At 42.7% G+C, this 12,332-nt stretch carries 9 protein-coding genes and 2 pseudogenes; 5 read left to right on the top strand and 6 right to left on the bottom strand.

Annotation, left to right across the window (positions count from 1 at the left end):
- Positions 1–49 precede the first annotated feature (49 nt).
- The 3 genes and pseudogenes from K7399_RS10490 to K7399_RS10480 all read right to left on the bottom strand — a co-directional run bounded on the left by K7399_RS10490 (position 50) and on the right by K7399_RS10480 (position 4,901).
- Positions 50–1,585: a multicopper oxidase family protein gene (locus K7399_RS10490; RefSeq protein ID WP_128167030.1), complete on the bottom strand. Its 1,536-nt coding sequence runs from the start codon at positions 1,583–1,585 to the stop codon at positions 50–52.
- A 562-nt stretch (positions 1,586–2,147) separates the two neighbouring features.
- Positions 2,148–3,091: pseudogene (locus K7399_RS10485) on the bottom strand (SDR family oxidoreductase).
- 910 nt (positions 3,092–4,001) lie between these two features.
- Positions 4,002–4,901, bottom strand: coding sequence for an SDR family oxidoreductase (locus K7399_RS10480; protein WP_128167028.1), 900 nt, complete (start codon positions 4,899–4,901; stop codon positions 4,002–4,004).
- 179 nt (positions 4,902–5,080) lie between these two features.
- Between K7399_RS10480 and K7399_RS10475 the strand changes: the two genes are divergently transcribed.
- Positions 5,081–5,719, top strand: a complete 639-nt coding sequence (locus K7399_RS10475; RefSeq protein ID WP_128167026.1) for a TetR/AcrR family transcriptional regulator — start codon at positions 5,081–5,083, stop codon at positions 5,717–5,719.
- Positions 5,720–6,197: 478 nt separating this feature from the next.
- Positions 6,198–6,396 (top strand): annotated as a pseudogene (locus K7399_RS10470) (helix-turn-helix domain-containing protein).
- 195 nt (positions 6,397–6,591) lie between these two features.
- Here the strand turns inward: K7399_RS10470 and K7399_RS16225 are convergent.
- A complete protein-coding gene (locus K7399_RS16225) occupies positions 6,592–6,858 on the bottom strand; it encodes an SHOCT domain-containing protein (RefSeq protein ID WP_272947200.1) in 267 nt (88 codons plus the stop codon).
- 34 nt (positions 6,859–6,892) lie between these two features.
- Positions 6,893–8,506: a multicopper oxidase family protein gene (locus K7399_RS10460; protein WP_028976638.1), complete on the bottom strand. Its 1,614-nt coding sequence runs from the start codon at positions 8,504–8,506 to the stop codon at positions 6,893–6,895.
- A 298-nt stretch (positions 8,507–8,804) separates the two neighbouring features.
- On the opposite strand from K7399_RS10460, the gene K7399_RS10455 reads away from it, so the two are divergent.
- From K7399_RS10455 to K7399_RS10445, 3 genes are all read left to right on the top strand, one after another.
- Positions 8,805–9,713, top strand: coding sequence for an RpnC/YadD family protein (locus tag K7399_RS10455; protein WP_223362297.1), 909 nt, complete (start codon positions 8,805–8,807; stop codon positions 9,711–9,713).
- A gap of 396 nt (positions 9,714–10,109) precedes the next feature.
- Entirely contained in the window at positions 10,110–11,072 is a 963-nt protein-coding gene (locus tag K7399_RS10450) for a tRNA dihydrouridine synthase (RefSeq protein ID WP_010026442.1), read from the top strand.
- A gap of 158 nt (positions 11,073–11,230) precedes the next feature.
- Positions 11,231–11,581, top strand: coding sequence for a DUF2200 domain-containing protein (locus K7399_RS10445; protein WP_010026441.1), 351 nt, complete (start codon positions 11,231–11,233; stop codon positions 11,579–11,581).
- A 248-nt stretch (positions 11,582–11,829) separates the two neighbouring features.
- Here the strand turns inward: K7399_RS10445 and K7399_RS10440 are convergent, their stop codons facing one another.
- Entirely contained in the window at positions 11,830–12,135 is a 306-nt protein-coding gene (locus tag K7399_RS10440) for a type II toxin-antitoxin system RelB/DinJ family antitoxin (RefSeq protein WP_128167022.1), read from the bottom strand.
- Positions 12,136–12,332: the final 197 nt, after the last annotated feature.

Here is a 12,332-nt window from a genome sequence, read left to right as displayed (position 1 = left end):
TTAAGTACCATCCCGGTGTTTCAAGTTAATTTTGACAGGTCACCGATCATTATCGGATAATACGATAAGGTCTCATCATCTCATAATCCTCGTGCTCCAAGATATGACAGTGCCATATATATAACCCGGTAAATGGTCCGAACTGCATGATTATTCGAGTAACTTGCTTCGGATTAGCTCGAACGGTATCTTTCCATCCTCGTTCTTGTGGTTCCGGCGGCATTGCCGGACCTGTATAGTCGATAACCTTCTCCTTGTTAAACGTATCAACATCGAAATTTCTTCGGTCAAGTATTTGAAAATCAATTAAGTGAAGATGAATTGGGTGTGAATTACCAGTTACGTTGATGAGGTACCATATCTCGGTTGCCCCTAATTTTGGATTTTCTGATATGGGTGCTGCCCATGGTTTATGATCCAATAGCATCCATTCACGACCGTACTGATCCATAGTATCATTTAATGTTAGGTATCTTATCCTCGAAACTGACTGTTCTTTTATTTTTGGAACAGGTATCATATGAGCCGGAATTGTACTCGTGTCAACACTTGATAAAGGAAGAGTTACTCTAAATTGCATCACTTGACCAACCGTATTTGGATCCGGTTTGTCACCCCCTGGAAAGGGAGCGGGGGCATCATTTGTCATGATAATATTCTTCCCTTCTAAATTGGTAAAATCAATGATCACATCTGCCCTTTCTGCAGGGGCTAACATGATTTCCTTGATACCAATTGGATAGTCCAGCAACCCTCCATCAGTCGCAATTTGATACATAAGTTGTCCAGAATCAAGCTTAATCCTATAGAAACGCGTGTTGGATGCGTTTAAAAGCCTAAAGCGGTATTTACGTGGTTCCACTTTTAAATAAGGCCATACCTTACCGTTTACTAGAATCGTATCCCCAATAAATTCAGGAGTAATCGACGTTTCTAATTCAGGAATCGGTTTCTCTGGTTGCTTCGGGTAGTAAAGCGAACCATCCTTATTAAATGTTCGGTCTTGAATCATAAGAGGAATCTCATAGTTCCCACTCGGTAAATTCAATGAACGTTCCCGATTTTCTCTGATAAGATAGAATCCTGCTAAACCTGCATAAATATTTAGCCGCGTAATACCAAGCGTATGGTCATGATACCATAAAGTGCAGGCATGATTGCAATTATCATATCGATATATTTGCTTTCTAAAATATGGCCCCACGTGTTTGAAGCCCTTTGTAAACCAAGCCTCTGGGTAGCCATCGCTTTCCCATTCAACGCAAGCACCGTGTACGTGCACGACTGTTCTTACATCAGGCACGTCCTGATGGGCACCATGAACCGTATAATCGATTGGAAAAAGATGCTTATCAGGAAGATTGTTCATCCATTTAATCAACACTTTTTCGCCACGTTCGACTTCAATTGTAGGCCCTGGATAGCCATCTTCGTACCCCCAAACAGTTGAGTCATTTAACTGACGATGAAGTGACTGACGGAATTCAGTCATAGTTACTTCGTAATAAGTATAAAACGGATCTTTCCATCGAGGTTTTAAAATAGGTGGGATGGGTAGTTCGTCTACAAATTTAGAGAGAATCATAATTCGTCTCCTTTATAACATACCGTAATGTCAACATGTTTCTATAAATAATCCTTGATTTAAAAGCAAGTCATGGGTATCAAAGGTTTAATCATCTGAGGGCGACTGAATAAAAGTCGTTTTAAAATCGTTTAAATGGATGACTTTGATCCTTTTGATCCATGGTAACCTCCTATAGAAATAATTTTCTTCTATAGAATGTTTATGTTGTTCACGACAAATATAGTAAAAAAAGTGGTAAAAAGTTGTTTGCTTTCAGCACAGGTAAGCGTCAAACCCTGCACATCTTTTGCACAGGCCAGTGCGGTTATCTACAGTGTTGTGGAGACAGCGAAAGAAAACGGATTGAATCCCTTCAAGTATCTGTCTTGCCTTTTTCATCCACGAATCTGATGGAACAACTTCTCGGTCAACAGCCATCCCGGAAGATTGTCGCGTCTCCTCATCTGCTAAATAAATCATATAACGAATCCCCATCTGGTTACAGGTGGGGACTATTGACGCTTACCGTTGTACCCTCAATGATTAACTTATTTAATGGAATTTCTGGTTGAATAGGACCTTATGATGATGTCACCTCTCCACCATTAACATGAATGGTTTGGCCAGTAACAAATCTGGAATCGTCGGAGGCAAGAAAGACGTACGCTGGCGCAAGCTCAAATGGTTGGGCCATTCTCCGCATCGGATTACTGGCACCCAATATCGCGACCTGATCTGCAGAATACGTTGACGGCTGGAGCGGAGTCCAGGTTGATCCTGGTGCTACAGCATTGACCCGAATTCCCTTACCTATAAGATTATTGGCCAAAGCACGAGTAAAGCCAATATTCGCTGCCTTCGTTGATGTGTAATCAATCAATTGTGCAGGACCTTCAAAAGCCACAACCGAAGATGTATTAATAATTGAGCTACCTGGTTTCAAATGGGGAAGCGCCGCTCGAGTTGTGTAAAAATGAGAATAGATATTCACTTTACAGGTGTCATCGAATTGCTCGTCTGTGATATCGAGTAAACTTGGTTGCTGGAACTGGATACCCACGTGGTTAACAAGAATATCCAGTCGTCCAAATGATTGAATCGTTTGTTCCACGTTGGAGATACATTGAATTTTATCCCGGACATCACCTGGCAATAGAATGCAGCGCTTGCCGAGTTGTTCGATCCGTGCTTTTGTTCGGTTTGCATCCTCATGTTCATCTAAGTATGAAATAGCAACATCTGCGTCTTCTTTAGCAAACGCAATCGCTACAGCTGCTCCGATACCACTGTCCCCACCTGTGATGAGGGCGACTTTTCCTGTTAACTTCCCACTCCCTTTATAGTTCGGATTTTCAATAATGGGTGGGGGACCATCAGTCCTTCCACGCCCGGTTGTCGAAGTTGACGTTGTTCAGGGACATTAATCGGAATTTCCTCATAGCGAGTTATGACCCCGTAATTTGGATACATTGGATAATTTCCATTGGTGATACTCTTCTGATTTTTTTGCTCATCCTGCTCCATTGGAGACCTCCTTGCCTTAATAGAAAATACCCTTTTACATTATGTTACATGGGCGTACCCAGTGCATGTTTCAATCCACAATTGTTTACAGCTTGATGAAAGAAGTACTTGCTCTTTATGAGAAGTCGCTGAATAAGGTGTATTAAGAAGTTTAAGAGGAGGTTATTCGCTTGTTTCAATATAGTCCTGAAGTCAAATTATTACTCGTGAATTTTTCAGATGAAAAAGTAGAGATGCTCTATAATGACAATCCTTACACGTGGCCAATGCCGTTAATAGGACCAAGACCGCCTTATTATGTTAATCCTCGTTACGTGCAAACCTATCCCATCCTCTAAAGGGGGATAGTAAAATGTATTTAGTTTTATTCACCTATAATTTATTGTGTAATAACACGGGTCTTGGATGTAGACTATGGGCCTGCTCTGGGAATTTATATAATAGGGCTAGGACTTGTCAAAGGATGGCGTACTAAGGAATTAAAAGATGTCTTTAATTTTAGAAAGACTAAATATTTGTATGAAAAATATAGATCTAAAGATTCTTTAATGGAGTATTTGTCTCTATTCCTAGTTTTTTTTAAACTCTCTTTTAATCAGTAATACGTCTTACACTGCTTTTGAATATATTTGGCCTTTCTTTCTTGTTGCAGCATTATATCGCTTTATATTTTGGGGTATAACACGAGCAATCAGGACTGGAAACTAACTTAACCGTGTAAAAGCCAATGTTCAATGAGATGACAATATATAAAAATACTATAAATATGATTTATGTACTTAACTACACTACATATAAGACCGTAAATCATATTATTCCATTGAAGGGCCATTTAATAGAATAAGGCGAAAGGAGAATCCTCTCCTGTTAAAGAAACAGAGGGCAGATTTTTTTTCTGCCCTCTGTACCTTTAGTTGCTGAAGTAATGTCCTTTTTCGAGATCTGGAATGAGCTTAGGATGCACTGGCTGCCATCCCAAGCGTTCCTGAGTCAGCGCACTCGACGTTGGGTTGTCAGCCGACACAAAGGCGCCGAGCCATCCGAAGTGGGCGTCCGCCTCCTCGCGGGAAATGCTGACCACCGGCAGGTTCAGGTGACGACCGATGACACCGGCGATGTCACGGAATGGCACTCCCTCATCAGTGACCCCTTGCAGCCGTGAACCCCCTGGGGCGGCTTCCACAGCCAACCGGAACAGACGCGCCGCATCGAGGCGATGAACGGCCGGCCAGCGGTTGTAACCGTCGCCGATGTAGGCCGAGACGCCTTTGTCGCGAGCAATGCCGATCAAGCTCGATACGAAGCCGTGATCGCCAAGGCCATGAACGGAAGGTGCGAGACGGACGAGCGATGACCGTACCCCACGCTCAGCCAGCGCGATAACCACGTTCTCCGCTTCGCCCCTGGGTACTGAGTTGTCGACCACATCCTTTTCCGTCCCGATTTGCCCTGGCGGGAGTACGTATGTGAGCATCAATGTTCCCGAGGTGATCACGAACGGTTTGCCTGTACCCTCAAGCACTTCCCCCATTGCCTTGACGGCGCGTAGGTCGTCTGAGATCGCCTTGCCGTAGTCTGAGAAGTCGTGCTTAAATGCTAGATGAATGACGCCGTCCGCAGCAGAGGCACCGCTGCGAAGGCTGTCAAGATCGTCGAGGGAACCGCGGTGCACCTCGGCCCCTTCAACTTTTAATGTATCGGCAGATTTGTCTGAACGAGCAAGGCCAATGACCTGATGCCCTGCCTCGATGAGTTCACGGACAACTGCAGTTCCGATGAATCCTGTCGCTCCTGTAACAAAAACACGCATGTTCTTACCTCCTTTGGATATTTCTATAAAGATGTTCGGCTACAAAAAGAATTATACAACACAGAATTAACAAAGTAAACTAATTTAATTAAATTTGTTAATTTAATAATCAATGTAAAATACGTTTGTGATAACAAAGCGATGTCGGTATAATATAACTGTCAAAGGAGGTTTCATTCGTGAGAAAACCCGTGAGCGTCGATCAATATATTGAAAAAATAAAACCTGTTATAAGAAGAAACAAATTCAGCCAATTAAAAATAGACGATATCGCAAAATATATGGATATTAGCAAAGTGACACTTTATAAGCATTTTTCATCCAAAGATGAAATCATTCAACGGGTTGTCATGTATTATATTAATTACTTGCAAGGGGCTGATACCTTTGTAAAAGATGATTCTGTCTCTTACGTTGAACGCTTTCAAATGACGTTTTTGCAATCGTTGATATGTGTAGCTTTTATATCTGATTTGTTCTTAAATGATCTCAAAGAATTTTACCCGCACCATTTTGAGGATCTTGCAGCTGCGCAACAAAGTCGAATTAAAAATTTACAAACCTTTTTTGAATCCGGAATGAAGCAGAAGATATTCAACAAATTGAATGCGGTGTTGTTTATGGTTCAAGACGACGCTGTGTTGCGGCATTTCATGGAACCCTCATTTTCAATTCAGTATGATGTTACCTTGAAACAAGCGATTATGGATTTTTATAAAATGAAAGAATATCAATTGCTTAAGCCTGAACATTTAGATACCGTAGATGATTCCGTTATTGAAAAAGAGGTTTCTAAAGTTTTACAAACCATTTCATAATCCTGTTCGTACCCGTAGTATGTCTTCAGCAATAGGGCGCAATTCTGCAATAAGAATTGCGCTCTTTGTTCATGATTTTTGGGAGACCTGAAGCGGCAATTGCTAAAAAGCTTTCGATTCCATTCGCAGGGTAGCAAATGGCAAAGGACCGAGTCCAACCCCTGCTAAAAACAATGGGCGGACACGGTCTCTTCGCCTGTCGCCCCATCGATCGCCACCAGTGGATGGAAGCCGATGGTGCCGTAACCGATCTCAGAGCAAATTGCAAAAAAGCTTGGCGGCGGTATCACGGTAAAAAGTAGACCAGGGGAAGGCAGCACGTTCACGCTCCGCCTGCCTGTTCAATTTATTGCTGATCAGATGAGCAAGCAATAAATGAATGTGTGGAAACACTGAGTAACGAACACGGGCTGTTTCATGACTTTGTTTTATTGAAAGGTAACAAAACATTATTGAAATACAATAAAAATACGCCTATGTGGCAATCCGGGTGACGCTCGATGTCATGATGGCAAAAAGAAAGATGAGTGTGACCGAACTGTTCGAACGGGTAGGTATTTATAATGGCGAATAGATCAATTTTGAAAAATGGAAAAGCCAGAGCAATCTAGTTTGACACGCTGAACAAAATATGCCGGCCAGCCGGGGATATTCTTGAGTTTACGGATGAAACCTGAAACCTGACTTTTTCCTGAAAACCCGAAGTCAAAGTCTTGGTTGAGCCAAATGACATCGATAAGTGAGATCGTTTCGAACACGTTTTTGTCTACATGAAAACAGCTGATGATTTTGACAAATATACGCGTACAAAAAAGAGGAGAAAAAGTCATGTAACTTTTCCTCCTCAACATATATTTAGGCGAATCTCATTATCAGTCATGTAAAATCTTTTTCATTTTTTTGTACTCATCTTCCGTGATCTCGCCTCGGGCAAAGCGTTCTTTTAAAATCGATTCGGCATGATCGCTGGTGTTCGAATGGTGATTTGAATTTTTGATTAAGGAAATCACCAGATAAATTACGACAATAAAGAGTGCGAGTTGTAAAAGCCACCCGATGAACCCCATACCTATTCCGAATCCACCCATCATACCGTTATTCCATCCCATCATATCTACCACACCTTTCTTCTTTATCATTTAATGGAAGAACCTGCTTTTTCATTTAAAGGCTTTAATCTGATTTATTATCGTTTGAGGGATCTGTTACATCGTTCGAATGATCATCGGTATAATTGACTTCTGTCACCATACCGGCCGATGCATGATGAAGATCATGGCAGTGAAACAGCCAGTTTCCGGGGTTATCTGCCAGAAAGGCGACTTCATCGGTTTCTCCTGGTTTCACATTTAACGTATCTTTATAAATCGGTGAACCGGTTACTGGTTTGCCATTTTTACTTAGTACTTGGAAGAAGTGACCATGCAGGTGCATCGGATGATTGTTCATAGGATCACGATTGACCAGTTTAACCTTTACACGATCCCCCCTTCTGACCTTAATCGGATCGAAATTCGGGAAGGTCTTCCCGTTAATGGTATAGATCATCCCATTGTTGTCCATGCCAGCGTTCAAATCCATCGTGTAGTTCACATCGTACTTCTGGTTCAAAGTAAACGTCGGTTTTGCGTTCGCCCCGTATTGATCGAAGTTGATTGCCGGCAGAGACGAGTCGGGATTAGGCCGATCGGTTGTTGTCTTGCTCCCCGCATAGTCAATAACGGTTTTCATGCCGTCCGCAGCCTTTGTGGTTCCTTGATCTTCAATGTACCATTTCCCCGGATTGTCGGCAATAAAGGAAACATCATAGCGTTCACCAGGTGCAACAGGAATGACCTGATTCTTGACAGCCTGAGGATTGTTAATCGGCTGACCGTCGGTGGCGATGACTCTGATGCTATGGCCATGGATATGAATATCATGCGGGAGATAGCCTGCATTAATGAAGCGAAGCCGGACATTATCCCCTTTTTTAACGTCCAGTGGTTTCACGGAGTGACCGCTTTTTCCATTAATCGTATACAGGTCATACATGCTCATATTATTTTTCATCATGTTTCCGGACATGTCTATGTTCCCCATATCCATCCTATCACGGTCATGATCCGAATCGTTCCTATTCATGCCGGGCATATGATTCATTCCTCCGGAGTCTTTGTTTTCTTTTTGGCTGTTTCCCTGAGTCATAGACGCGATTTGACGGTTAATCTGACGTTTATCGGTCACCCATTCATCCAGCATCAACGTGTAATCCCTGTCATACTTTTCTTCGGGCTCTTCGACAACAAAAGCGCCATATAATCCCCGATCCACCTGATTCACTGAGTCCTGGTGTGAATGATACCAGTAGGTTCCTGCTTTGTCGGCGACGAACGAATAGGTAAAATTCTTTCCTGGTGCAACGGCATCCTGCGTCACACCTGGTACGCCGTCCATTTTATTTGGGACTGGATAACCGTGCCAGTGTATGGAAACAGGTGAGGGGAGCTCATTTTTAAGCGTGACACGCACTTTCTCGCCTTTTTTCACGCGAATTTCCGGTCCGGGAGCCGATCCATTAAACGTCCAGACCGGAACGGTGACGCCACTGCTTAACTTTTGTGTCCCCTTTTTGGCAACGAGCGTAATATTTGGTCCCTTTATTATTTGAGGTGATTGTGATGTCGCGAATTCACTGCCCGCTTCCTGCTGGTCAATCGCTTTATTGCTGTTCTCTGTATTCGCCGAACACGCCGTGATAAGCAGTAATGCGAAACCAGCGACCGCAACGAAAAGCAACTTATTCATGAGTGATAACTCCTTATCTGGTTTCCATCAGTGTAGCGTATAAATGTGGGGAAACTGTGAGGATTGAAGAGAAATTGAATAAAAAATTGAATAAAAGTATAAGCATATGAAGGCGCAACCGATACCGAGTTTTACTCACGTCAACCTGGCACTGTTTTCTCTAAACGACTTGAAGCATTTATTCAATATAAGGTATACTAATAGCAAGCACGATCATTTGTTCTCATTTGTTCTCTTCTCGATTCCCTTCACACATTCCTCTCGAATGATCGAAACATACCTCGCAAGGAGGCTTCCTATGTCTATAGACCACGATCGACACTTTAAAGTCCTGCTTCACGAATTTTTTGATGAATTTCTCGAAGCATTCTTCCCGAAAATTTACCAGGCACTCGATCTTTCCGAGAAAAAATTCCTTTCCGAGGAACTGTTTGCGGATATGGTCGAAGGCGACAAAAAACGGGCAGATGTAATCGCAGAAACGAAGCTGAAATCAAAAAAGGATGTCATCCTGATTGTCCATCTTGAAGCACAGAATTATTACCAAGATGATTTTTCCGAACGGATGTATATCTATTACAGCATGATCTATCTGAAATTTCGAAAACCTGTTTTACCAATCGCCATTTTTAGTTATGATGGAGTTAGAGATGAACCGGACGAATTTGTGATAAAAGTGCCGCATCTAATGGTTGTTAGCACGTTCCATTTTTTAAAACTCGAACTTTCTAGAATGAGCTGGCGAAAATTTATGAACAGCAATAATCCTGCCGCCGCCGCGCTGATGAGCAAGATGAACTACTCGAAAAGGGAACGTGTACAGGTACGACTTGCTTTTATCAGGCAAATGATCACAATGCATCTTGGAGAAGCGCGTGAAAGCATGATCAATGGATTTTTCGAGACCTATCTTCAATTAGAAAAGGAAGAGGTGGATCAATTGATGGATCAAGCAAAAAAGCTTCCGGAAGAAATTCGCGAAGAAGTGCTCAAGTGGCCCAATTCCTTTTATGACCGCGGAAAGAAAGAGGGAATTGAACAGGGAATTGAGCAGGGAATTGAACAAGGAATTGAACAAGGAGAACGAAAAGCAAAGGAACAATTTGCCCGAAAACTGTTGCAAAAAGGAATGCGTCATGCTGAAATCAGCGAACTAACCGGATTGAGCGATAAAGAGATCATTAAGTTGGAGGATCACAATGGGTAAAATGAGCTGAATTATAGTGTTCCCCCAATGAATGACCGCCTACCCTATTTGCTCGTACAGGTAAAGATGAATTCCTTTGTTAACCACATGTTCTAGCTAGTCGCCGGAGTGGATCATGAATAGTTCAGGTTACTGTAAGGAAGGTATGGACAAAATTTCTATCCGGAAAATTTTAGAGAGCAGCACTTTATAGTCAAGAGCTTCTAAACCAAAAGAAACATTTCCAATTTAATAAGCATCCTTTTCTTGTTGGCTTTTGTTACGTGTGAAAATTATCGTGTCAAATGTAGGTCATTTGCTTTAAGGTACTTGTGCGTGCTATAAGTGTTAAGAAAGTAATTTTGGGGATGGCGATTTTGGTCAGGCATCCCATAATGTGAGGATTTGAATGTAACGATGATCGATAATTTTTGGCATGATTTGCCGCGGCCTTTTTTTGTACTGGCACCAATGGAAGAAGTAACGGATGTTGTTTTTCGTCATGTCGTGCGTGCGGCAGCCATACCTGATGTGTTTTTTACCGAGTTTACAAATACGGAGAGCTATTGTCACCCAGAGGGAATCCAAAGTGTGCGTGGGCGTTTGACGTTTACAGAGGATGAACAACCGATAGTTGCCCAAATATGGGGGGATAAACCTGAACACTTTCGGCGGATGAGTATTGGTCTGGCGAAACAAGGGTTTCGTGGGGTGGATATCAATATGGGCTGCCCGGTGCCTAATGTGACGGCGAATGGGATGGGAAGCGGCCTTATCCTGCGTCCTGAAATTGCAGCCGATTTAATCCAAGCAACCAAAGCAGGGGGACTGCCTGTAAGTGTGAAGACAAGGCTGGGTTACACGGATGTAGACGAATGGCGTAACTGGCTGACGCATCTATTGAAACAAGACATCGCGAATCTTACCATCCATTTGCGTACAAGAAAGGAAATGAGCAAGGTCGATGCCCATTGGGAACTCATTCCGGAGATTAAGAAACTGCGTGACCAGGTGGCACCGGATACACTTTTGACGATCAATGGCGATATCACTGACCGTCAAACCGGCTTGAAGCTCGCTGATCAATATGGCATTGATGGACTCATGATTGGGCGCGGTATTTTTACAAATCCATTTGCTTTTGAAAAGGAACCGAAAGATCATAGTAGCCAGGAACTGCTTAATCTCTTAAAGCTGCATCTGGATCTCTATGATCAGTATTCGGAAGAATTAGAGCTGCGTCCGTTTACAGCGCTTCATCGCTTTTTTAAGATCTATGTCCGCGGTTTTCGCGGGGCAAGTGAATTAAGAAATCAGTTGATGAGTACAAAGTCAACCGATGAAGTGCGTACATTGCTGGATCACTTTGTTCGGGAATGAGACAAAGATGGTCTAGCGAGCAATGTCCGATTGTTTCATCCGGTTGAATCAACAATCAGCTATAAGCAGTAAAGAATACTCTTACTGAAGTCATTCTGTCTGGAATTATTCCAGTAGTCATTGAGTGAATGGATAGAAGCAAAGGGGAGTGGCATGATATGAAAAATGAACGCGTGTACAAAATGGCGTTTTCGAGAGTTTATCCGCTCTACATTCAAAAGGCTGAGCGAAAAGGGCGCAGTAAATCTGAGGTGGATGCTGTGATTTGCTGGCTGACGGGTTATGACGATGCAGGTCTTGAGGAGCAAATTGACAAGAACGCTGATTTTGAAACGTTCTTCGCCGATGCGCCGCAAGTCAACCCCAACGCCGTCAAAATTAAAGGCGTGATTTGTGGACATCGCGTCGAAGACATCGAAGACCCGCTTATGCAGAAAATTCGTTGGCTTGACAAACTGGTGGACGAACTGGCGAAAGGCAAGTCGATGGAGAAGATTCTAAGAAGCTGAGGGTGAAAGAACACCACTGCCGCCAGAGCGACAGGATGTTTTTTCATCAAGTATTGTTACAGGAATGTATTGATGATCGCTATTTAGTGGCTCAAGCTTAAAGTTATTTTGATGCCATGAGTGCGCAAAGGATACAACATGAATTGGTCGACACATATACGAAAGGATCCTAAGAAAATGAAACAGATCATCGAGTCGATTAAGTACTATAATGGAACATTTCCGAAGGAATACAATCTTCCACTGACTCATTTGCCATAATCCTGCCTCATCTTCTCGGCGACGCGGTCAGCCGATGTAATTCTCCCGGCAGTCAGGTCAGCTAGTCCTTTTTCAATTTCATCGTTGAACGTCTTTTCATTGAGAGATTCGAAAGTGAGCGGCTTGTTTTCGGACAGTTTTATATCGAAGGGAATCCCACGCTGCAGCACGACCTGACGCAGAAAAAGACTGATCGCGTTGGACATGGGAATACCAAGCTGCTTCAGCACTTGTTCAGCCTGCTCCTTAATTTCAGGTTCGACACGGGCGAAAATGTTTGATGTTCTTGTCATTCGAAACACCTCCTATACCAAAATTATATTCGATTGTATTGCGATGTGCAATCATAGTGCAAATGTTGTGAAATTTTAGAAATACGGATGAAGAAAGAGAAATCTTCAGGAATCGAAACGATTGATAAATCCCGTGTTGTACGGATTGATGAATAGTCTGGAAGCTATTTGAAGGGCGAATGGCGAGACCGTACAGG

Origin of the sequence: Sporolactobacillus terrae, assembly GCF_019930545.1 — a bacterium.
Lineage (GTDB): Bacteria > Bacillota > Bacilli > Bacillales > Sporolactobacillaceae > Sporolactobacillus > Sporolactobacillus terrae.
The sequence above is the reverse complement of the archived record's forward strand: the minus strand, read 5'-3'. Positions and strand labels throughout refer to the sequence as shown.

What these genes read in the sequence shown, in the direction of transcription:
- K7399_RS10490 (WP_128167030.1), bottom strand. Translation starts at nt 1,585, where the DNA reads ATGATTCTCTCTAAATTTGTAGACGAACTACCCATCCCACCTATTTTA.
- K7399_RS10480 (WP_128167028.1), bottom strand. Translation starts at nt 4,901, where the DNA reads ATGCGTGTTTTTGTTACAGGAGCGACAGGATTCATCGGAACTGCAGTT.
- K7399_RS16225 (WP_272947200.1), bottom strand. Translation starts at nt 6,858, where the DNA reads ATGATAAAGAAGAAAGGTGTGGTAGATATGATGGGATGGAATAACGGT.
- K7399_RS10460 (WP_028976638.1), bottom strand. Translation starts at nt 8,506, where the DNA reads ATGAATAAGTTGCTTTTCGTTGCGGTCGCTGGTTTCGCATTACTGCTT.
- K7399_RS10455 (WP_223362297.1), top strand. Translation starts at nt 8,805, where the DNA reads ATGTCTATAGACCACGATCGACACTTTAAAGTCCTGCTTCACGAATTT.
- K7399_RS10450 (WP_010026442.1), top strand. Translation starts at nt 10,110, where the DNA reads ATGATCGATAATTTTTGGCATGATTTGCCGCGGCCTTTTTTTGTACTG.
- K7399_RS10445 (WP_010026441.1), top strand. Translation starts at nt 11,231, where the DNA reads ATGAAAAATGAACGCGTGTACAAAATGGCGTTTTCGAGAGTTTATCCG.
- K7399_RS10440 (WP_128167022.1), bottom strand. Translation starts at nt 12,135, where the DNA reads ATGACAAGAACATCAAACATTTTCGCCCGTGTCGAACCTGAAATTAAG.